The sequence below is a fragment of the Pigmentiphaga sp. GD03639 genome, assembly GCF_029845405.1.
Taxonomy (GTDB): Bacteria; Pseudomonadota; Gammaproteobacteria; order Burkholderiales; family Burkholderiaceae_B; genus Pigmentiphaga; species Pigmentiphaga daeguensis.
In genome coordinates, this window is record NZ_JAOCLR010000018.1 from 89,622 (window position 1) to 111,246 (window position 21,625).

Consider the following 21,625-nt stretch of genomic DNA (forward strand, 5'->3'; position numbering starts at 1 on the left):
GCCTTACGAGGCGCCGGGCGGCGCCTCTTTCAGCTTGCGCCACAGCGTGGCGGGGCTGATGCCCAGTATCCGGCACGCCGCCGCGCGGTCGCCATGGCAGGCGTCCAGCACCCGGCGTGCGTGGGCGGCCTGGCTGGTCCGGGCGATCTCGTCCAGCGGCGCGAAGGCGGCCTCGCCTCCGGCGGCGGGCGCCTCGTCCGCGCCGCCGTACAGCTCGGGCACGGTGATCTCCAGTTCCAGCTCCAGTTCCTTGCGGCCGATCTTGCGGCCCGCATGCGATACCGCCACCCGTTCCAGCACGTTTTCCATCTCCCGCAGGTTGCCGGGCCAGGCGTATTGCGCGCACCGTGATCGGACGAAGGCCGGCAGGCGCACGGGCCGGGCCATGCCCAGCCGCCGCTGCGCGCGGGCGTAGAGTTCCTCGGCCAGTTCGTCGATGTCGCCTTCGCGCTCGCGCAGCGGCGGCATGGCGATGCGCAGGATGTTCAAGCGGTAGAACAGGTCCTGCCGGAAGTCGCCGGCGCGCACCATGGCTTGCAGGTCGCGGTGGGTGGCCGCGATCACCCGTACGTTGACCGCCACCGGCTCCAGCGCCCCTACCGGCAGCACCTGCCGCTCCTGCAGCACGCGCAGCAGGCGCACCTGCAGCGCCAGGGGCATGTCGCCGATCTCGTCCAGGAACAGCGTGCCGTTGTGGGCGGCCTCGAACAGGCCGGTCTTGCCGCCCTTGCGCGCGCCGGTGAAGGCTCCTTCTTCGTAGCCGAACAGTTCGCTTTCCAGCAGGGGTTCGGGGAAGGCCGCGCAGTTGATGGCGACGAAGGGAAAGTCGCGGCGGGGGCTGGCGCGGTGCATGCCCTGCGCCAGCACCTCCTTGCCGGTACCGCTCTCGCCCTCGATCAGTACCGTGGAGCTGACGCCGGCGTACAGCCGGGCCAGCTCGCGCACCCGCTGCATGGGTCCCGAGCTGCCGAGCAGGTCGTCCAGGTCGTAGCGCGTGCCCGACGGCCGCGCCGGCGCGCCGGTACGCAGGTTGCGGTCCACCCGCTGGATGGCCTGGGCATCCTGGGCCGTAACCACCGCGCCCAGCAGTTCGCCGCCGCTCAGGATGGGGATGCGGTTGAGGATCAGCACCTTGTCGCGCACCTTCTGGATGGTCTCCAGTTCCTTCTGCCCGTGGCGCAGGGGGCCGTCGAGCGAGATGGCCGGCGCGGCTTCCTCCAGCGGCAGGCCGATGGCCTGTTCGCGCCGCAGGCCCAGCAGCCGCTCCATGGGCGGATTGAGCGACTGGATGCGGCCTTCGGCGTCGACCGCGGCCACGCCTTCGTTCAGGTGGGACAGCACCGTGTTCAGGTATTCGCGGCGGCGCTGTTCGATGCGCGCGAGCCGGGCCGCCTCGATGGCGTCTTCCATTGCGACGCGGATCGAATTGCTGGAGTAAAGGAAGACGCCGGCCAGGCCCTGTTGCTCGGCCAGGTCCGAAACCAGCCCGGGGCCGACGATGACCTCCAGTCCGGCGCGCTTGAGCGCCTTGACCTGCGCGGCGGCGTCCTCGGTCGTGACGTAGCTGTGGCTGGGGAAGTCCAGCCCGAAGGCCTGCTTGAAGGCTTCGGTCTCGGGAAAGGTGGAGGCGTGCGTGACCAGGGCCAGGCGGCTGGACAACTGCCTGGCGGTGGTCAGGGCGTGCATGACGTCGAAGCCCGTGACCTTGATCAGGATGACCGGCACGTCCACGTGCTGGCGCAGGTAGGCGCCGTTCGAGCCGCCCGCGACCACCGCATCGACCAGGCCCTGGCGCGCCGCCTCGTTGATCGAGCGGGCCGCCGTCTCGAAGCCTTCGTCGACGATGCGGAAATCGGCTTGTCCGGCATATGCCGGAGCCAGTTCGGCGAAGGCGCGGGAGACGCGGCTGATGCCCATGGTCCAGATGACGGGCCGGGATTGCGAGCGGGGGGGAAGCGCGGCAGGGAGGTCCATGGCAAGATCCGTATTGCAGATTTGATTATATAGATTTCAAATGTGAAATGAATCTGCCGTCAAAGGCGGGCGGGCGAGTCCGTCGACGCCTGGGACGCCGCGGGCAAAGCCTGTGGCCATGCGGCCTGGCGCGGGGAAGGGGCGGCCCTGGCCCACGCATGGCACGGTCTTTGCAGTAAGCTGAGTTTTCCCTAGTCCGAGTCATCGCCATGACCTCCTCACGACCTGCCTCGCCCGGCGCCCGCTTCCGCCAGGCGCTGCGCGAAGAACATCCCCTGCAGATCATCGGCGCCATCAACGCCAACCACGCCTTGCTGGCCAAGCGCGCGGGCTTTCGCGCCGTCTACGTATCGGGCGGCGGCGTGGCAGCCGGCTCGCTGGGCATGCCCGACCTGGGCATCAACACGCTGGACGACGTGCTGATCGATGTGCGCCGCATCACCGACGTGTGCGACCTGCCCCTGATGGTGGACATCGATACCGGCTTCGGCCCCTCGGCCTTCAACATCGCGCGTTCGGTCAAGAGCCTGATCAAGGCCGGCGCCGCTGCCTGCCACATCGAGGACCAGGTCGGCGCCAAGCGCTGTGGCCACCGTCCGGGCAAGGAAATCGTCTCGGCCGCGGAAATGGTGGACCGCGTCAAGGCGGCGGCCGATGCCAAGACCGATCCCGACTTCTTCCTGGTGGCGCGCACCGACGCGATCGCGGTGGAGGGGCTGGACGCCGCCATCGAGCGCGGCCAGGCCTGCGTGGAAGCGGGCGCCGACGGCATCTTCGCCGAGGCCGCCTACGACCTGCCCACCTACCGCAAGTTCGTCGACGCCGTGAAGGTGCCGGTGCTGGCCAACATCACCGAGTTCGGGCAGACGCCGCTGTTCACGGTGGAGGAACTGCGCAGCGCCGACGTGTCCATGGTGCTCTACCCGCTGTCCGCCTTCCGCGCCATGAACAAGGCCGCGGAAACCGTCTACACGGCCATCCGCCGCGACGGGCACCAGAAGAACGTGATCGACATGATGCAGACGCGCGAGGAGTTGTACGATCGCATTGGCTATCACGCGTTCGAACAGCATTTGGATGCGTTATTCAAAAAAGGGGGCCCTAAGAAGTAGTACCTCCTACGCGCTGACGCGTCCCCCCAGGGCGCCGCGGATCCGGCTTTGCCGGTCCGCCAGCGCCGCCCCCTTGAGGGGGAGCGGCCGAAGGCCGCCAGGGGGTGGACCTCAACAGTAGTAACAACTGCCAAATGGAGCGAGTGAGACGATGAGCGCAACGGTATCGAATCAGAAGGACCAGCCGGCCGCGGGGCCGAAGCCGAAGAAGTCGGTGGCCCTGTCGGGCGTGATGGCGGGCAATACCGCCTTGTGCACGGTGGGCCGCAGCGGCAACGACCTGCACTATCGCGGCTATGACATCCTGGACATCGCCGATGAGTGCGAGTTCGAGGAGATCGCCTATCTGCTGGTGCACGGCAAGCTGCCCAACCGCAACGAACTGGCGGCCTACAAGACCAAGCTGAAGGCGTTGCGCGGCCTGCCCGCGAACGTGAAGGCGGCGCTGGAATGGCTGCCCGCGGCCAGCCACCCCATGGACGTGATGCGCACCGGCGTGTCCGCCCTGGGCTGCGTGCTGCCCGAGAAGGACGACCACAACCTGCCCGGCGCGCGCGACATCGCCGATCGGCTCATGGCCTCGCTGGGGTCGATGCTGCTGTACTGGTACCACTACAGCCATCGCGGCGAGCGCATCGACGTCGATACCGACGACGACAGCATCGGCGGGCACTTCCTGCACCTGCTGCACGGCAAGCCGGCGCCCGCCTCGTGGGTGCGGGCCATGCACACCTCGCTGAACCTGTACGCCGAGCACGAATTCAACGCCTCCACCTTCACCGCCCGCGTCATCGCCGGCACGGGCTCGGACATGTACTCGGCCCTGACCGGCGCCATCGGCGCGCTGCGCGGACCCAAGCACGGCGGCGCCAACGAAGTCGCCTTCGAGGTCCAGAGCCGCTACGAGACGGCCGACGAGGCCGAGGCCGACATCCGTCGCCGCGTCGAGAACAAGGAAGTGGTGATCGGCTTCGGCCACCCCGTCTACACCGTGTCCGACCCGCGCAACCAGGTCATCAAGGGCGTGGCGCACCGCCTGTCCAAGGAGTCCGGCAACATGCGGCTGTACGAGATCGCCGAGCGCCTGGAATCGGTGATGTGGAGCGTCAAGAAGATGTTCCCCAACCTCGACTGGTTCAGCGCCGTCAGCTACCACGAGATGGGTGTTCCCACCGCCATGTTCACCCCGTTGTTCGTGATCGCCCGCACCGCCGGCTGGTCGGCCCACATCATCGAACAACGCATCGACAACAAGATCATCCGCCCCAGCGCCAACTACACCGGCCCCGAAGACCGCAAGTTCGTGCCGCTGGCCAAGCGCAAGTAAGCAGTATCGAACAACCACCTTTCATCAACCAAACCCAGTTCGTGCCAAGCCGCCCGACCCAGGGCACAGTGGATCCGGCTCCGCCGGTCCGCCAGTGCCGCCCCCTGGGGGGCGCGCGAAGCGCGTAGGGGGGAGCCCCATGTCTTCCGCTATCTCTACCGTTCGTCCGAAGCCCGACCAGGTCCTGGTCGACATCGTCGACTACGTCCTGAAAAAACGCATCACCAGCAAGCTGGCCTACGAGACCGCCCGCAACTGCCTGATCGACACCCTGGGCTGCGGCCTGGAGGCGCTGGAATACCCGGCCTGCACCAAGCTGCTCGGACCCATCGTTCCCGGCACCGTCGTGCCCAACGGCGCCAAGGTGCCCGGCACCCAGTTCCAGATCGATCCCGTGCAGGCGGCCTTCAACATCGGCACCATCATCCGCTGGCTGGACTTCAACGACACCTGGCTGGCCGCCGAATGGGGCCATCCCTCGGACAACCTGGGCGGCATCCTGGCCACGGCCGACTGGCTGTCGCGCCAGGCCGTTGCCGCGGGCAAGAAACCGCTGACCATGCGCGACGTCCTGACCGCCATGATCAAGGCCCACGAAATCCAGGGCTGCATCGCGCTGGAGAACTCCTTCAACCGCGTCGGCCTGGACCACGTGGTGCTGGTCAAGGTCGCCTCCACCGCCGTGGTCGGCCAGATGATGGGCCTGACCCGCGATGAACTGATCAACGCCGTGTCGCTGGCCTGGGTCGACGGCCAGAGCCTGCGCACCTATCGCCACGCACCCAACACCGGCTCGAGGAAGAGCTGGGCCGCCGGCGACGCCACCAGCCGCGCCGTGCGCCTGGCGCTGATCGCGCGTACCGGCGAAATGGGCTATCCCTCGGTGCTGAGCGCCAAGACCTGGGGCTTCTACGACGTCCTGTTCAAGGGCCAGCCCTTCAAGTTCCAGCGCCCCTACGGCAGCTACGTGATGGAGAACGTGCTGTTCAAGATCTCCTTCCCGGCCGAGTTCCACTCGCAGACCGCCGTCGAATGCGCGATGGACATCCACAAGCAGTTGCAGAAGCAGGGCCGCAGCGCGGACGACATCAAGAAGATCACCATCCGCACCCACGAGGCCTGCATCCGCATCATCGACAAGAAGGGCCCGCTGGACAACCCGGCCGACCGCGACCACTGCATCCAGTACATGGTGGCCGTGCCCATCCTGTTCGGCCGCCTGACCGCCGGCGACTACGAGGACGAGGTGGCGAAGGACCCACGCATCGACCAGTTGCGCGACAAGATCGTCTGCGTCGAGGACCCGGCCTTCACCAAGGACTACCACGACCCCGAGAAGCGCTCCATCGCCAACGCGCTGACCGTGGAATTCAAGGACGGCAAGAAGCTCAAGGAAATCGTCTGCGAATACCCCATCGGCCACAAGCGCCGCCGCAAGGACGGCATCCCGCTGCTGGAAGCCAAGTTCCGGACCAACCTGGCCCGCCGCTTCCCGACCAAGCAGCAGGACACCATCCTGGGCGTGTCGCTGGACCAGCAGGCGCTGGAGGCCATGCCGGTGCATGAGTACGTGGATCTGTACGTGATCTGACCGGGGCCGGGCCCGGGGGCGCGAGTCGGTGTAGAATTGCGCCCTCGGGCCTCTAGCTCATGCCTGGTTAGAGCAGCGGACTCATAATCCGTTGGTGCTGGGTTCGACTCCCAGGGGGCCCACCAAAGAATTACTCAGGTATCAAGCATTTAGCGCCACCGTGATAGGTGGCGTTTCTTTTTGCGCGATGCCGCTTGACCAAAATTCGACATTTTCCGCGTGCGCGGCGAGGTGCGAAGTGGCAGGTGCGTGTACTTCTGCACCATCTCGATCCATTCCCAGCCGCCCAGCTCTTTGAGCACCATGAGCGGCGTGCCGCGCTGAACGTGCCAACTCGCCCAGGTGTGCCGCAGGTCGTGAATGTGGAAGTCCTCGAACCTGGTCGGGCTGGCCGGGGATGGAGCCCCGGGCCATGCAAGCGATTACCGAGGTGCTGGATGCGGCCGGGCTGCTCGGATCGATTGGCCCGAAGTGATGTCGAAACCTGATATCCGGCACGATTATGGCGAACTCTAGGGAGGTGAAGGCTTATGCCGAAGCTTAAGAAAGGGCTCATCATGCCCACCCCAGAAGAGGATGCGGCGATCAACGCCGGCATCGCCGCGGACCCTGACACCTACGAGCTGGGCGCACAGGAGTTCAAGCAACTGCGGAAAGTTGGGCGCCCGCGCGCGGCCCAAGCGAAAGTCCAGCTCACTGTCCGCTACGACCAGGAGGTCGTGGACGCGTTCAAATCCAGCGGGCCAGGTTGGCAGTCTAGGATGAATGACGCGCTGCGGGACTGGCTCCGGGATCACCGGGCACGGCACCTTGTGCAAAAGACGTAAAAAAACGTGGCATTTTTCGCCAAGCTCGCAAGCGTTGCGGCCAGACAAAGCCCGCCTGTCTCACGACGGCGGGCTTTTTCTTTTCAGGTAAAAAAGACCCGCCATTACTGACAGGCCCCCAACGCTACTTCGGTGCCATCAGGAGCCGTCAAAAATCCGTCCATCTTTCATAGGTCTTGGAGCCATCGACGTTCCTGTACCGTGCGCGTTCCCGAGTGGCGGCGAGGATTTCCGCACATCCAGCAGCTACATGGCGTTGGGGTATCGATGACCTTGCTCCGCTCAGCTTCTCCGGTCAGTTTGTGACCCCACCAATAGGCCCGCTTTCGCAGCAGCCTGGCGCGAGCGGCGCGCCGTTCCGCTTTTCCTGACATGGTTTTCCTCGCACATTTTCATACGTTGAATGTGCGAAAGCCCGCTCAGGGGCGGGCTATGCCAGATACCGTGCCACCAGCGCATTGGCATGCCCGTGACCCAGTTGATGTTCCGACTTCAAATGCGCCACCAGTTCCATGTACTTGAGCGGACCGGCCTTCTTGAGCTTATAGGGCCGATTCCGCGTCCTGGCTCCTGTAGTCTCGTGCCAACCACCCCGCGGCCAGCTCATCCGCGCTCAGCGCAGGCGAAAAATAAAACCCCTGTCCCAAGGTAAACCCGATCTCCCGCAACTGGTTGCGCTGGGCCTCGGTTTCGATGCCTTCGGCCACCATCTCCAGATGCATCGCGCACCCCAGTCCGTAGATCGCCCGGCAGACGATTTCCGCGTCATTGCTGGTGCCCAGGTCGTCGATGACGCTCTTGTCGATCTTGATGCAGTCGAAGGGCAGGGATTTCAGGTGGCCGATGTTCGAGGCGCCGCTGCCGAAATCGTCCAGGGACAGCGGGAAGCCCAGGGCCTTGATGCGATTGAGTACGTTGATGGACAGGCTCGGATCCGTCATCACGGAAGATTCCGTCAGCTCGAATTCGATCTGCGACGGGCTCAGGCCGTGGCCCAGCACGCAGCGCAATGCCCGCTCGGGAAATTCGCTGTCGAGCAGCTGTTTGGCGGACAGGTTGACGGACGTTACCGGCGGAGTGAAGCCATGCCGGCGCCACGCGACGAGTTGGCGACAGGTTTCCTGGAGCACCCATTCCCCCAGCGGGACGATCAGGCCCGAGGTTTCTGCCACGGGAATGAATTCGTCGGGAGCCACCTTGCCGAGGGCGGGTGAATGCCAGCGGCATAGTGCCTCGACGCCGTGGAGCTTGCCGGTGTCCAGGTGGACCTTGGGCTGGTATTGCAGGAGGAATTCGTTGCCGGTCTCGACCGCGCGCCGCAGTTCCACCTCCAGTTTCATGGGGCGGACGGCTTGTACGACGGTGTTTTCGTCGTAGACCTGCAGCCGGTTTTCTCCCAGCGTGATGGAGCGCGCCAGGGCCTGGTTGCCGTGCGCGATGAGGGTTTCGAGGGCATCGTGGTCGCCCGAGGACGAGCTGATGCCGATGTTCAGGCTCAGGTGCAGGTCGCGGCCATGGGAGTGGAAGGGGCGGCGAAAGGCGGCGAAGACGTCGTCGACCAGCGCGACGGTCTCGTCCAGGGGATCGGCCATGACGAACAGGCCGAAGGTGCCGTCGTCGAAGCGCGCCAGGGTGGGGTTCTTCACCACGGCCTCGAGCCGGCGGGCCGCCTCGGTCAGCAGGGACTCGGACAGGCGCGGTCCCAGCGTCACGCTGACGTTGCGCAGCCTGCGGATGGATATCAGCAGCACGACGATCTTGTCGTCGGAGCCGGCGAGTTTTCGAAGCGCGGCATCCAGTTCGAGCCAGAAGCCGGCCCGGTTCAGGAGGCCGGAGGCGCGATCCCGGACCAGCAGCGTCCTGACCAGGTCCTGCTGTTCGTTGAGTTTGAGGCCCAGGTTGGTCTTCTGCTGGATGAGTATCAGCATGCCCCCCGCGATCATGGTCACGCAGAACTGGGAAAGCGGCATGACGATCAGCAGCGATCCGTGCACCTGGGCCAGCCACAGCGCGGCGATCTGGTTCAGCGAGGCCCAGGCGCCCATCGTGGCGAGGGCGCGCGCCGAGACCGCGCCGGACTCGGGTACCAGGCCGCGCCAGCGTGCCAGGAAGACGATGCCCAGGAAGATGGTGGCCAGGACGGCCACGCCTATGGGCGCCACGGGGCCGCCTATCCAGAAGCGGGTGACGGCGCCGATGGCCAGGGCGACGACCGCGGGCAGGGGGCCGCCGAACAGGTAGGCCAGCACCAGGATGGCGCCCCGCATGTCGGCGATGGTGTGCTGGCCGTGGTGGACCGAGGACATCATGGCCAGCCACATCGCGGCGCCGAACAGCACCGACATGTGGAGGTTCCCCTGCCTGCCGCCGGGCAGCCACGCCCTGAGCGCGACATAGACCGAAGTCAGCGCGATCGGAGTCAAGGCGGACAAAAGGAGGGGGAACAGGGTGTTCATACGTTCCCGCGCGGAAGGTGCGACTCCTCACCCCCGGCGCGGCGGATTACGGTCTGGCTTCAAAAGTGTAATCGCATGATCGATCCTTGACGTGGTGGAACGGTATTGTCAGGAACCCTTATCTTGGTCCTCCCTGGATGCCGGTTTCCTTTCTCCATACATCGTCCCGGGGCATGCTGGGGTTGGCCGGCCGCCGGTCGTAGTACGGAATCAGGGGCACATACAGGCCGTAAAGGCGGCGCAGCTCGCCGATGGGTTCGTCGTGTTCGTCCACCCGCAGGTCCACCCAGGCATAGGATTTCCTGTTGTGCACCAGCAGCGCGGCGGAGTGCTGGCCGGCCACCTGGCCGCCGGCGTCGCGCGCCGCTTCCAGCACGCGCACCAGGCGGTCGGCCAGTTCCAGATCGGTGTGCCGCTCGAAGGCCTCGGACATGGCGGTAAGCGTGCGTTCGCTGGTCAGGCGGTTGCCCAGCACGACATAGTCCTGTTTGGCGATGTGCCCTTTCCAGTCCTCGTTGTCCTTGCCGGTCACGGCGGCGGTCCGGCCGTCCTTGTCGATGACGGCGATCTGCCGCCAGGCGATGTTGTCCTCGCCGTCGCTCTCGATGATGTCGTTCAGCACCTTGCGGGCGGAATAACCCTGTTCCAGCAGCGACAGGCCCAGCGGCCCCAGGCGGGGGTCGCCGTTGGCCTGTACGACCAGCCCCCCTGTGCCGGGCCGCAGGAACGGGCACTTGGCGCCGATGGCCATGGGACGCGTGGCGATGGCGATGCCAAACATGCCCGTGCGCGGGCAGCGGGCGATCACGGAAAACGTCATGGATACCTCCTTGGGGCGGGGTGGTGGCTAGTCGACCTTGACGTTGGCCGCCTTGATGATGGCGGCCCACTTGGGGATTTCGGCGCGCAGGTAGGCATCGAACTGTCCGGGGCCGGCGCCGATGATCTCGGCGCCGAAGCCGTCCATGCGCGTCTTGATGTCGGGCGAGGCAAGCGCCGCGGCGATGTCCTTGTGCAGCCGTTCGACGATGGGCCTGGGCGTGCCGGCCGGCGCGAAGATGCCGAACCAGACGGCCACGTCGTAGCCGGGCAGGCCCGCCTCGGCCACCGTGGGCAGGTCGGGCAGCGACGCCGACCGCTTGGTGCCCGCCACCGCCAGCGCGCGCAGGCGGCCGGCCTGGATGTGGGGCAGCAGGGCGGGCGGGTTCTCGAAGGCCATCTGCACCTGGCCGGACAGGAGGTCGTTCAGCGCCGGGCCCGTGCCCTTGTAGGGGACGTGGACGATGTCGACGCGGGCCAGGTACTTGAAGAGTTCGCCGAACAGGTGCTGCGAGGAGCCGTTGCCGGTGGACGAGAAGTTGAGCTGGCGGGGGTGGGCCTTGGCATAGTCGATCAGCTCGGGCACCGACCGGATCGGCAGCGAGGGATGGACCACGAGGATGTTGGGCACCACGGCGGCCAGCGTAACGGGCGCGAAGTCGCGCATGGGATCGTAGGGCAGCCGGGGATACAGGCCGGGCGCGATGGAGTGGGTGGGCGAGCTGCCCATGACCAGGGTGTAGCCGTCGGCCGGCGCCTTGGCCACGTAGTCCGAGCCTATGGTGCCGGCCGCGCCGGGGCGGTTTTCCACGACCACGGGCTGGCCCAGCGATTCGGTCAGCTTCTGCGCCAGCGCCCGGCAGAAGATGTCGTTGGCGCCGCCGGGCGCCCACGGACTGACCAGCTTGACCGGTCGCGCCGGATAGTCCTGCGCGGCCGCCTGGCTGCTTCCTATGGCTACCCCCAGCAACAGGTAGCGTGACCACTTCGACAACTTGCCGTTCCATCTGCTCGAGCGCATGGCGTGTCCTTGGAAAGACGACGAGGAATCAGTTGCCGGCTCCCGTCTTGGGATAGAGGGTGGCCGTGTATCGGTAGCGTTCGGGGTGATAGACCGCATCGACGATCTCCACCGGCCGGTTCTGTATGTCGTAGTAGATGCGGGTGGCGCGCAGCACCGGCGTGTTCCGGGGGATGCCCAGGCGGGCGGCGATCTCTCGGGTGGCGGCCAGGGGCTCGACGAGCTGGTCGGCGTGGTCGATGCGGACGTTCAGGCGGGTCTGCAGGTATTTGACCGGCGGCAGCGGACCGGCCACCTCGGCGGCGCCTATGCCGTCGGCCACGTGTTCGGCGAAGTAGAAGTGGGCGTAGTCCAGCGGTTCGGCGGGCGCCACGTGGTTGACCGCGCGCACGCATTTCCATTGCTGCGTGCCCAGGCCGAAGAGTTCGCGCAGCCTGGCCGGCAGGGGCGTCCAGGCCTCGTCCACGACGGTGACCTGGTTGCGCGGCAGGACCTCGTCGATCACGCCTACCAAGGTCACGTCCTTGGTGGCCCGGCGCGGATCGTTGACGAAGGTGCCGACGCCGCGGCGGCGGACGATCAGGTGGCGGGCCAGCAGTTCCTCGACGGCCTTGCGGACGGTGATGCGGCTGACGCCGAACTCGCGGCACAGGCTGTCTTCCGGGGGCAGGGCATCCCCGGGGGCGAGCTGGCCGCTGGCGATGCGCTGGATGAGGTGCTCGGCCACCTGCCGGTACAGCGGTGCGCCGCCTTCGGCAAGCAGCGGATTGGGAAGGTTCATGCGTAGGTCATGCCGTCATGATGTGTAGTGATCATGACGGCATGACATCATGATGTCAAGGGCGGGCCATCGTCCCGGTCCGTTCCATGGCCGGCAGTAAGCGCCGCCGCCGCAGGTTCACCGCCAGCACCATCAGCGCCAATCCCATCGCGAACGCGATCGCCAGGGTCGGCCCGATGCGGTCGGATTGCGCCAGGCCGATGCCCGCCAGCGTGGCGCCGAGCGACTGGCCGCCCACGCGGGCGATGGCCTGCATGCCGCCGGCCGCGCCGACCCGGTCGCGCGGCGGGCTGGACAGCATGTCGTGCGTGTTCGGCGCCTGGAACAGGCCGACGGCGATGCCGCCCAGCGCCAGGCCCGGCGCCAGCAGCAGGAAGAGGTGGTCCGGGGCCAGCAGTATCCACGACAGGCCGGCCACCATGACGATGGCGGCCGTGGCGCACAGCGTGGCCGCGCCGAAGCGCGCGAGCAGGCGGCTGGCGAAGAAGGTGGTGACGGTGGCGCCGATGGGCCATGCGGTCAGCAGCAGCGCCGCCTGCGGCAGGGTCAGGCCCCGGTCGCCGTGGAAATGGAAGGGCAGCGCGATCAGGCTGGCCATCTGCGTCGCGAACATCAGCAGGGACGTGAAGATGGACAGGCGGAAGCGGACGATGGCGAACAGGTCCAGCGGCAGCAGGGGGCGGGAGCGGCGGGCATCCCGGCGTATCCAGGCCTGCCAGGCGGCCGCCGCCGCGAGCAGGACGGCCAGGCCCGTGGCGGGGTGGACGCCCAGCCGGTCCAGGCCGATGACGGTCAGGCTCAGGGCCGCGACGTTCAGGGCCATGCTGGGCAGGTCGAGCCGGGTCGGGCGGCGAGGCGTCGCGGGCAGGGCGAAAGCGCAGAACCAGGCGAGGGTGCCGGCGGGCAGGGCGATCGAGAACAGCCAGCGCCAATGCGCGACGGCGAGGATGGCGGACGACAGGGCGGGGCCCGCGGCGGCGGCCAGCGTCACGGCCATGGTGTTGATGCCCAGGCCGGTGGCGAAGAGGCGTGCGGGGTAGGCGGCGCGCAGCAGCGCCGCGGCACTGCTCATGATGCATCCCGAGCCCAGGCCCTGGACGATGCGGGCCGACACCAGCGTCCGGACATCGGGCGCGAAGGCACAGGCCAGCGCGCTGAGCGTGAACAGCAGCAGTCCCAGCCGGAAGACGCGGGCATAGCCCACGCGTTCTCCCGCCGCGGCAAGCGGCAGCAGGCTGGCCACGATGGTGAGCTGGTAGGCGTTGAGCAGCCAGACGGATGCCGCGGGAGACATGCCGGTCTCGGCGGAGATCAAGGGCAGCGCGACGTTGAGCATGCTGCCGTCCAGCACGCTCAGGATGGCGGCAAGGGTGATGGCGCCGACCGCCACGGCGCGCCGCGGCATGCGCAGGCCGTCGTCCGCCGGCGCGGGGAAGGAGGGGGAGTCTGGTGCGGACACGCGGATGAGGCCTCGTGCGGCGCCCGGGGCCGGGCATCGCGGCAAACGACATGGGGAGCCCGCATGATGCACGCGGCGCAGGTCGCGGCGAACGAAGGATTGCGCATGACCTTATCCGCTTCCGGGCATGCCGGGCCGGTGCGAAAAACGCATGTCGATAGTCGATCTTATTTGTTCGCTTCAACGGACAAGCTGACTAAGCTTGCCGGTCTTCGCAACGACGACAGACAGATTCATGGAAGTCCAGGCCCTGACGCCGACCGTAGGCGTGCGCATTACCGATTTCAAGGCGTCCGAGGCGACGCCGTCCGACGTCGAACGGCTGAAATCCCTCATCGCCGAGCATTGCGTGATCCATCTGCCCGGCCAGTTCCTGGACGCCGGCGGCCTGGAGGATTTCGCCGGACGCTTCGGCGAACATTGGCTGGGTTCCTTCCTCAAGCCCATCGACGGGCATCGCCATGCGATTCCCATCAAGAACAACGGCAAGGCGCTCGCCATTTCCGAGCGCTGGCACGCCGACAGCACCTACGATCAGTTTCCTCCATACCTGTCGTTCCTGACGGCGATCGATCTGCCGCCGCTCGGGGGCGACACGATGTGGTGCAACCAGTACCTGGTCTACGAGTACTTGCCGGAGGGCGTGAAACGGCTCATCAAGCGGATCCGCGCGGTGCACTACAACCGCGGACAGGTCAAGGTGCGCACCGGCGCGAGCCGCGACGACCTGCCCGGCTTTGCGCATCCGCTGGTGATCCGGCATCCGGTCAGCGGCCGGCCGGTGTTCTACCTGAGCGCCCACGCCGAGCACCTGGAAGGGATAGGCAGGGAAGAGAGCGCGCTGCTGCTGGACTGGCTGCGCCGCTACAACGGCCAGCCGGCGTTCAGCTACCGGCACCGGTGGTCGGCGGGCGACGCGATCATCTGGGACAACCGCTGTACGACGCACTACGCCGTGCATGACTACGGCGACTATCCGCGCTACCTGAACCGCGTGACCATCGCCGGTTCCCAGCCCGAAGCCTATTTCGACATCGACTAGATCCCCATCCGGGATGCATCAGAGGTTCTTCACATGAATACCAACATCGCACGGCGCCGGCTGCTTGCCGCCGCCACGGCCGGCGTCGCGGCCGGCGCGCTGCCCCTGCCCGGCCTGGCGCAGGACTATCCGTCCAAGCCCGTCACGCTGGTCATCCCCTACCAGGGCGGCATCACCGAACAATTAGGACGGCTGTACGCCACCGAACTCGAGAAGGTATTGGGCAAGTCCGTCATCGTCGAGGTCAAGCCGGGCGCGGGCGGGGTGATCGGCGGCAAGTACGCGGCGCGCGCGCCGGCCGACGGCTATACGCTGGTCGTGACGTCCGGCCTGACGCAGGAGACCGCGCAGGGGCGGTTCGATACCTTCGCCGAACTGGAGGCGATCACCGCCATCACGTCGCAGGCCTTCCTGCTCTACGTCAAGCCCGACAGTCCGATCACGACGATCAAGGATTACGTCGAGTACGCGAAACGCCATCCCGGCAAGCTGACTTATGGCAGCGTGGGGCCGAACACCTCGGCACACATCATCGGCCAGACGCTGGAGAAGAGCGCCGGCATCAAGCTGGTCCACGTACCCTACAAGGGAGGCGGCGCGCAGGCCCTGGCCGTGATGTCAGGGGAACTGGCTTCCGGCTACCTGACGTCGGCCTTCATCAAGCCCTACGTCGAGGGCAAGACCCTGCGGCCCATCGCGATCGTCTCGGACCAGCGCAGCGAGATCTACCCCGACGTACCGACCATCGTCGAGGCCGGCTATCCCGATCTTGCGCCGGTCGGTTCGTCGTGGTTCGGCATCTTCGCGCCCAAGGGGCTGCCGGCCCCGGTGAAGGACGCGCTGGTCAAGGCGGCCGGGACCATCCACGATGCCGGCCCGGTGGCTGCCTTCGTGCGCAACTCCGGCGGCGTCCTGTTGACCGCCGGCCCCGCCTACGCCACGAAGAAGACCCAGGAGGACATCGACTTCTGGAAAGCCTTCTACCGGACGCACGGCGCGAAGTGAGCGCGCGGACGTGAACGGGGACGCCGCGCCGGATCGCAGCTTCGTCGAGGATCGCGCCGAGCGCGCGCGCCGGACGCTGCCCGCCGAACTGTGGGCCTATCTGTCGGGGGGCGCGGAAACCGGCGCGGCGCTGCGCCGCAATCGCGACGCGTTGGACGCCGTGGCGCTGGTTCCCCGCGTGCTGGTGGACGTGTCGGAAGTCGCGTGCACGGCGACCCTGCTGGGTCACGTCCTGCCTTGCCCGATCATGCTGGCGCCGGTGGGGTCGCTGCACACGGTGCACGAGCAGGGCGCCGCGGGCGTGCAGCGCACTGCCGAATCGGCGGGCGTGGCCTATGCGCTCGGGTCGGCCCTGCCGGACGCGGGTGCGCTGCGCGTGGCGCCGGGGGCCTGCGCGCTGTTCCAGCTTTACGTCGACGGCGACCAGGACTGGCTGCACGAGCAGTGCGCGGCCGCCATCGACAGGGGATATTCGGGCATCGTCATCACGGTGGATGCGCCGGTGTTCCCGGTGCGTCCCGCCGACGTGCGGACCGGCAATCACGCTGCGCTGCGCAGCGTCCGCGATACCGGCACGCATCGCCGCTCCTTCGACTGGGCCGCGCTGCGGCGGCTGGTTGTCGCCCATCCCGGCATCCCGTTCTTCATCAAGGGCATCCAGGATCCCGACGATGCCGTTCGCGCCCGCGATCTGGGCGTGGCAGGCATCCATGTCTCCAACCACGGGGGCAGGCAGTTCGACCAGGGCGCCGGGACGCTGGCTCTGCTCGGCCCGATCGCGCGGGCGCTGGACGGCAGCGCGACGCTGATCGTGGACGGGGGCTTCGAGACCGGCAACGACGTGCTCAAGGCACTGGCGCTGGGGGCCGACGTGGTGGCCCTGGGCCGCGCCTACCTGTACGCGTATGCCCTGGATGGCGAAACCGGCCTGGCGGCTTATCTGTCCGCGCTGCGGGGGCAGATCCGCACCAACATGGCCCTGCTGGGCACGCCCACGCTGGCGGACCTGCGAGGGCTGAGGGTCCTGAGGCGCTAGCGCGGCCGGGCGGCGCGCGGCGATCCATCCATCACATTTCAAGGCAGTCGAGTGGAAAGAGTCTATGCAGCGGTGTTTCTCGTCCTCGTCGGGGCGGGCGCCGTCCATGTGTCGATCGGCTACGGCATCGGCAATTCGCTGGAGCCGGGGTCGGGCTACTTCCCGATGATCCTCGGCGTATTGCTGACCGTCCTGGGCACCGCCATCGCCGTGCGTGAATTCCGGGGGCGGCGGGAGGCGGCTGCCATCGGCCGGTGGCCGGTGCGGCCGCTCGCCTGCATCATCGGCGGCCTGATCGTGTTCGCGGTGCTGCTGGGCGGCGGCCGGTCATTGGGATTCCGGGGCGCCGGACTGGTGCCCGCCATGTTCGTGCTCGTGTTCATCACGGGGCTTGCCAATCAGCAACTGTCGTTCAGGGAGAACCTGCTGCTCTCGGCGCTGCTGACCGCGATCTCGCTGGTGATTTTCGTCGCTTTGTTCGGCCTGGCCATCCCGCTGTGGCCGTGGTCGTACTGAACCGGACTACCCATGGACCTGCTGCACAACATCGCCACCGGTTTTTCGCTGGCCCTTTCCGCCACCAACCTGATGTACGCGCTGGCGGGATGCCTGCTGGGCACCTTGGTGGGCGTGCTGCCGGGCCTGGGGCCCGTGGCCACCGTCGCCATGCTGCTGCCGGCCACCTACGCGCTCGACCCGATTCCCGGTCTCATCATGATGGCGGGCATCTACTATGGCGCGCAGTACGGCGGTTCGACCACCGCCATCCTGATCAAGCTTCCCGGCGAGTCGTCGTCGCTGATCACGACGCTGGACGGCTACGAGATGACGCGCCAGGGCAAGGCCGGCACGGCGCTGGCGCTGGCGGCCGTCGGATCGTTCTTCGCCGGCTGCGTGGGAACGCTGATCCTGGCGGCCTTTTCGCCGCAACTGGCCAAGGTGGCCTTCCACTTCGGGGCGCCCGAATATTTCTCGCTCATGTGCCTGGGCCTGATCGGCGCCATCGCGCTGTCTTCGGGCGACATGCTCAAGGCCCTGGCGATGACGGTGCTGGGCCTGCTGTTCGGCATGGTGGGCAGCGACGTCACCTCGGGCGAGACCCGCTTCACGTTCGGCTTGCTGGATCTCGAGGATGGACTGGAGTTCGCCATCGTCGCGATGGCCTGGTTCGGCTTCGGCGAAATCATCTGGAACCTGCACAATGCCGATCCCTCCCGGCACGTCGCGCCGCAGCGGGTTTCCCGGCTCAGGATCTCTCGGGAGGACATGAAGGCCGCCATGCCCGCCATTTTCCGCGGGTCGGCCATCGGTACGCTGTTCGGCGTGCTGCCCGGTGGCGGCGCCGTGCTGGCGTCCTTCGCGTCCTACACGGTCGAGAAAAAACTCGGCCCCAAGCCGGGCGAGCCCGATTTCGGCAAGGGCAACCTGCGTGGGCTGGCGGGACCGGAGTCCGCCAACAACGCCGGGGCGCAGACGAATTTCATTCCCATGCTGACGCTGGGCATCCCGTCGGGTCCCGTCATGGCGCTGATGATCGCTGCCCTGTCCATCCACGATATCCAGGCCGGGCCGCAGATACTCACCCGCAACGCCGACCTGTTCTGGGCGCTGGTGGCGTCGATGTGGATCGGCAATTTCATGCTGCTGATCCTGAACTACCCGCTGATCGGCATCTGGATACGGCTGCTGACCGTGCCGTACAAATGGCTGTTTCCCGCCATCGTGCTGTTCTGCACGATAGGCGTCTATTGCATCTCGAACAGCGCGTTCGCGGTCCTGTTGCTGGCCTTCTTCATTTTCTTCGGCTATGCCGCACGCAGGCTGCAGTTCGAGGGTGCGCCGCTCATGCTGGGTTTCATCCTGGGCGGCGACATGGAAGAATACCTGCGCAGGTCGTTGACGCTGTCGGGCGGCGACTGGTCGGTGTTCGTCCAGCGCCCGCTGTCGGCGACGTTCCTGGCCATCTGCGCGGGCACGCTTGCGCTGATGAGCCTGTCGTTCATCAAGGCCAGGCGGCGGCAGGTCTTCGTCGAGGCCGAGGCATAGATTCTCTGGATACTTTTTCATCATGAACAAGGTTTGCATCTTCGGCGCCGGGGCGGTGGGCGGATACATGGCGGCTCATCTCGCCCGGGCTGGCGTCGACGTGTCGGTCGTCGCCCGCGGCGAGCACCTGGCGGCCATACGCCGCGACGGTCTGAGGCTCATCGGCCACGACGGCGAGTTCACCGTGCGCGTGGCGGCCAGCGACCGTCCCGCCGACCTGGGGCCGCAGGATCTGGTCATCTCCACGCTCAAGGCCCACGGTCTGCCGCCGGCCGCGTCATCGATGCGGGCCCTGCTGGGACCCGATACGCCCGTGGTCTTCGCGGTGAACGGCATTCCGTGGTGGTACCTGGCGAACCTGCGCGGCGGTGCTCCCTCCGCGTCCAGGCTCGATCCCGACGGCACGCTGGCGCGCGAACTGGGCCTGGCGCGGACGCTGGGCTGCGTGATCCGTTCGCCCAACGAGGTCGTCGCGCCCGGCGTGGTGCGCAACAATTCGCGCGCCAGCAGTTTCGTGGTGGGCGAGCCCGGCGGCGCGCTGTCGCCGCGGCTCGAGCAGGTGGTGGCGCTGATGCGGCGCGGGCTGCCGGGCGCGGCGGCCACCGGGGACATCGGCCGGGAGATCTGGGGCAAGCTCCTGCTCAACGTTCCCAGTTCGCTGCTGTCCAGCCTGACCCACTCGCCATCGTCGGCCCTGTTTGCGGATCCCGCCACGCGCGAACTGTATGCCCGCCTGGCCCGGGAGGCGCGCGCGGTGGCGGCCCGCCATGGCGTCGCCATGGCGTTCGACCTGGAGGGGCAGGTGGCGGCCACGGGATCGAACCCGCATCCGCCCTCCATGTTGCAGGACCTGCTGGCCGGACGTCCGCTGGAGTTGGACGCCCAGCTATTCGCGGTCCAGGACCTGGCCCGGTCGGCCGGCGTGGACACGCCCATGCTGGACGTGATGCTGGCCCTGCTGGCGCACCGCGCGCACGCGCGGTCACCCGCCGCGCACGGATGACGAAGGCCTCAACGCCCGGCGGCCGCCAGCGGTTCGGTCCGGCGCAGCAGTTCGCGTGCCTGGGCGAGCGGCGCCGGATCGATCCAGTCGTCCACGGAAAAATCGTGGCGGATGAATCCGTGGCGATGGAGAAAATCCTTGCGGATCGACAGTGCCTCGATCAGGTCCGGGGCCAGGCTGGGTTCGAGGTTTTCATACAGGCTGGCGCCGAACGCCGCCGGCACCCACTCCTCGACCACGGACACTTCGCGCGCGATGATGCCGGCCGCTTCGGCGCGGTGCTCGCGCGCCCACTGCGCGGCACGCAGGACCTGGGCGAGGTAGCGCGCCACCAGGTCAGGACGGGTGCGTACCAGTTCGCCGCTGACCGACAGCACGTTGGGCGTGCCGTTGTTGATGGCGACCCGCCGGTCGGCGTGGTGGCCGATGTCGACCACGATGTCGGCGCCGAGGAATTCGCGCAGGGCGGGACCGTGCGCGCCGTAGACGTACAGGGCATCGGCCTGGCCGCGGATCAGCGCCAAGGCCTCGGCCCGCGACTGGCTGGCGGTCTGGCGCGCGTCGAATAGCGGGCCGGACGATGAGGCGGCCTGGTCGCCTATGTACGGCGCCTCGACCGGCAGATCGATGAAACTGACATCGTCAGCGCCCAGGCCCGCCGCGGCCAGAGACTGCAGATAGCCTTGCAGCGCCGAGGCGCGCCAGAAATCGATCTTTTCATTCACCCGCCGCGGCAGCGCCAGGCGCTTGCCCTTCAGGTCGCGGACATCGCGGATGCCAGCGCCGGGCAGGGCCAGGATGGCCTGGTACTGGGGCAGCCAGGTCAGGCCGACGACCACGACGTCCTGGCCTTCCGAGCGCGACCAGATGGGTGGCGCGTTGCCGCCCTGGCGGAAGGAGTTGGCCTGGCGGTGGTCGAAATGCGATTCGCGCACGGCCCGGCTGGGCGAGGCGCGCAGCGACGAGACAGCGATGCCGTCCGGCGCGAATTCGGCATCGATCCAGCCGTGGTGGATGGCGATGCCCGAGGCGCTGGGCACCGGGCAGCGGGTGTACCACAGGCGGTCGATACGGGAGATGTCCGGGCTGGGCATGTTCTTGCTCCTGTCGGCGGTGCGTTACTCGACGCGGATGTCGTGAGCCCGGATGACCTTGCCCCAGTTGACGATTCCGTCGTCGATCACCTTGCGCAGCGCATCGGGAGAGCCGCCGGCCGGATCGAAGGCCTGGGCCTGCAATTGCCTGCGGATCTCGGGTTCCCGCAGGACGGCATTGAAGGCGCGGTTGAGCCGGTCGATGATCTCGGGGCTGGTGCCTGCCGGCGCCACGAAACCCTGCCACGAGTCGAAGACGAAATCGGGCAGGCCCTGTTCGGCGAAGGTGGGCACGTCGGGCAGGGCGGCCGAACGCCTGGCGGTGGAGACGGCCAGCGCGCGCAGCCGGCCTTCGCGGATGAAGGGCAGGGCGGGCGCGATCGTGACGATGATGCCGTCGGCGTGGGCGCCCAGCACGTCGGTCAGCGCGGGCTGGGCGCTGCGGTAGACCACCGGCTTGACCTCGATGGCGGCCTGGCTTTGCAGCAGCAGCACGCCCAACTGGCCGGTGGTGCCGATGGCGGGCGAGGCAAGCGAATACTTGCCTGGCGCGGCCTTTGCCAGCTTCAGGAATTCCTGCACGCTACGCGCGGGTACGGCCGGGTTCACCGCGAAGACCTGGGGCGAGGAGATGGCGTGGACGATGGGCGCGAAACTGGTGCGCGCATCGAACGGCAGTTTGGTGAACAGCGACTGGTTGATCGAGATGATGTCGGTGGCCAACAGCAGCGTGTAGCCGTCCGGCGCGGCGCGCGCCACGTGTTGCGAGGCGATGTTGCCCGCGCCGCCGGGCCGGTTCTCGATGGTGATGGGCTGGCCCAGTTGCGCGGCCAGGGACGGCGCGAGCAGGCGCACGAGAATGTCGGGGCTGCCGCCCGGGGCCGCCGGGACGACGATCTGTATGGGTTTCGAGGGATAGGTTTGCGCGTGTCCGGCTGCCGGCGCGATCAGGCCGGCGAACGGGACGAGCAGCGGGATCAGCCGCGGGAGATGCATGATGAAGAAAAGCGTGGCGTGGGAAGGGCGCCACTA

18 protein-coding genes, 1 tRNA gene and 2 pseudogenes are annotated in these 21,625 nt (G+C 67.5%); 11 read left to right on the forward strand and 10 right to left on the reverse strand.

Features of this window, described 5'->3' with window-relative positions; genetic code table 11:
* Nucleotides 1–3: 3 nt before the first annotated feature.
* A complete protein-coding gene (prpR, locus tag N5K27_RS18645) occupies nt 4–1,974 on the reverse strand; it encodes a propionate catabolism operon regulatory protein PrpR (RefSeq protein ID WP_279818026.1) in 1,971 nt (656 codons plus the stop codon).
* A gap of 209 nt (nt 1,975–2,183) precedes the next feature.
* Between prpR and prpB the strand changes: the two genes are divergently transcribed.
* The 4 genes from prpB to N5K27_RS18665 all read left to right on the forward strand — a co-directional run bounded on the left by prpB (nt 2,184) and on the right by N5K27_RS18665 (nt 6,129).
* Nucleotides 2,184–3,086: a methylisocitrate lyase gene (gene prpB / locus N5K27_RS18650; RefSeq protein WP_132979395.1), complete on the forward strand. Its 903-nt coding sequence runs from the start codon at nt 2,184–2,186 to the stop codon at nt 3,084–3,086.
* Nucleotides 3,087–3,237: 151 nt separating this feature from the next.
* Nucleotides 3,238–4,413, forward strand: a complete 1,176-nt coding sequence (gene prpC / locus N5K27_RS18655) for a 2-methylcitrate synthase (RefSeq protein ID WP_087840841.1) — start codon at nt 3,238–3,240, stop codon at nt 4,411–4,413.
* Nucleotides 4,414–4,552: 139 nt separating this feature from the next.
* Nucleotides 4,553–6,004, forward strand: a complete 1,452-nt coding sequence (locus N5K27_RS18660; protein WP_279818028.1) for a bifunctional 2-methylcitrate dehydratase/aconitate hydratase — start codon at nt 4,553–4,555, stop codon at nt 6,002–6,004.
* Nucleotides 6,005–6,050: 46 nt separating this feature from the next.
* Nucleotides 6,051–6,129, forward strand: a tRNA-Ile gene (locus N5K27_RS18665).
* 16 nt (nt 6,130–6,145) lie between these two features.
* On the opposite strand, the pseudogene N5K27_RS18670 reads toward N5K27_RS18665, so the two are convergent.
* Nucleotides 6,146–6,375, reverse strand: a pseudogene (locus N5K27_RS18670) (tyrosine-type recombinase/integrase); the annotation flags it as partial.
* 159 nt (nt 6,376–6,534) lie between these two features.
* Between N5K27_RS18670 and N5K27_RS18675 the strand changes: the two are divergent.
* On the forward strand, nt 6,535–6,831 hold the full coding sequence (locus N5K27_RS18675) for a BrnA antitoxin family protein (RefSeq protein ID WP_243724447.1): 297 nt from the start codon (nt 6,535–6,537) through the stop codon (nt 6,829–6,831).
* A 430-nt stretch (nt 6,832–7,261) separates the two neighbouring features.
* Here N5K27_RS18675 and N5K27_RS18680 read toward each other — a convergent pair.
* From N5K27_RS18680 to N5K27_RS18705, 6 genes and pseudogenes are all read right to left on the reverse strand, one after another.
* Nucleotides 7,262–7,372 (reverse strand): annotated as a pseudogene (locus tag N5K27_RS18680) (DUF4287 domain-containing protein); the annotation flags it as partial.
* 1 nt (nt 7,373) lies between these two features.
* On the reverse strand, nt 7,374–9,287 hold the full coding sequence (locus N5K27_RS18685) for an EAL domain-containing protein (protein WP_279818031.1): 1,914 nt from the start codon (nt 9,285–9,287) through the stop codon (nt 7,374–7,376).
* A 118-nt stretch (nt 9,288–9,405) separates the two neighbouring features.
* Nucleotides 9,406–10,107 carry a DUF1028 domain-containing protein gene (locus N5K27_RS18690; protein WP_279818033.1) on the reverse strand — a complete coding sequence of 234 codons (702 nt, stop codon included), beginning with the start codon at nt 10,105–10,107 and terminating at the stop codon, nt 9,406–9,408.
* Nucleotides 10,108–10,134: 27 nt separating this feature from the next.
* Nucleotides 10,135–11,127, reverse strand: a complete 993-nt coding sequence (locus N5K27_RS18695; protein ID WP_087840836.1) for a tripartite tricarboxylate transporter substrate binding protein — start codon at nt 11,125–11,127, stop codon at nt 10,135–10,137.
* A gap of 28 nt (nt 11,128–11,155) precedes the next feature.
* Nucleotides 11,156–11,908, reverse strand: a complete 753-nt coding sequence (locus tag N5K27_RS18700; protein ID WP_087840835.1) for a GntR family transcriptional regulator — start codon at nt 11,906–11,908, stop codon at nt 11,156–11,158.
* Nucleotides 11,909–11,963: 55 nt separating this feature from the next.
* Nucleotides 11,964–13,367: an MFS transporter gene (locus N5K27_RS18705; protein ID WP_279818036.1), complete on the reverse strand. Its 1,404-nt coding sequence runs from the start codon at nt 13,365–13,367 to the stop codon at nt 11,964–11,966.
* A 235-nt stretch (nt 13,368–13,602) separates the two neighbouring features.
* Between N5K27_RS18705 and N5K27_RS18710 the strand changes: the two genes are divergently transcribed.
* From N5K27_RS18710 to N5K27_RS18735, 6 genes are all read left to right on the forward strand, one after another.
* Complete coding sequence (locus tag N5K27_RS18710; RefSeq protein ID WP_087840833.1) at nt 13,603–14,409, forward strand: TauD/TfdA family dioxygenase; 807 nt, start codon at nt 13,603–13,605, stop codon at nt 14,407–14,409.
* 33 nt (nt 14,410–14,442) lie between these two features.
* Nucleotides 14,443–15,414: a tripartite tricarboxylate transporter substrate binding protein gene (locus N5K27_RS18715; protein WP_279818038.1), complete on the forward strand. Its 972-nt coding sequence runs from the start codon at nt 14,443–14,445 to the stop codon at nt 15,412–15,414.
* Nucleotides 15,415–15,424: 10 nt separating this feature from the next.
* Nucleotides 15,425–16,450: an alpha-hydroxy acid oxidase gene (locus tag N5K27_RS18720; protein ID WP_279818039.1), complete on the forward strand. Its 1,026-nt coding sequence runs from the start codon at nt 15,425–15,427 to the stop codon at nt 16,448–16,450.
* A 72-nt stretch (nt 16,451–16,522) separates the two neighbouring features.
* Complete coding sequence (locus N5K27_RS18725) at nt 16,523–16,966, forward strand: tripartite tricarboxylate transporter TctB family protein (protein WP_279818041.1); 444 nt, start codon at nt 16,523–16,525, stop codon at nt 16,964–16,966.
* 12 nt (nt 16,967–16,978) lie between these two features.
* On the forward strand, nt 16,979–18,496 hold the full coding sequence (locus N5K27_RS18730) for a tripartite tricarboxylate transporter permease (protein ID WP_279818043.1): 1,518 nt from the start codon (nt 16,979–16,981) through the stop codon (nt 18,494–18,496).
* Between the two features lie 22 nt (nt 18,497–18,518).
* Nucleotides 18,519–19,499 (forward strand): 2-dehydropantoate 2-reductase, encoded by a 981-nt coding sequence (locus N5K27_RS18735; protein WP_279818044.1) that lies wholly within the window; start codon nt 18,519–18,521, stop codon nt 19,497–19,499.
* 8 nt (nt 19,500–19,507) lie between these two features.
* On the opposite strand, the gene N5K27_RS18740 is transcribed toward N5K27_RS18735, so the two are convergent.
* Both N5K27_RS18740 and N5K27_RS18745 read right to left on the reverse strand, forming a co-directional pair.
* Entirely contained in the window at nt 19,508–20,593 is a 1,086-nt protein-coding gene (locus tag N5K27_RS18740; RefSeq protein WP_279818046.1) for an ABC transporter substrate-binding protein, read from the reverse strand.
* Between the two features lie 24 nt (nt 20,594–20,617).
* Nucleotides 20,618–21,589 (reverse strand): tripartite tricarboxylate transporter substrate binding protein, encoded by a 972-nt coding sequence (locus tag N5K27_RS18745; protein WP_087840826.1) that lies wholly within the window; start codon nt 21,587–21,589, stop codon nt 20,618–20,620.
* Between the last annotated feature and the right edge of the window lie 36 nt (nt 21,590–21,625).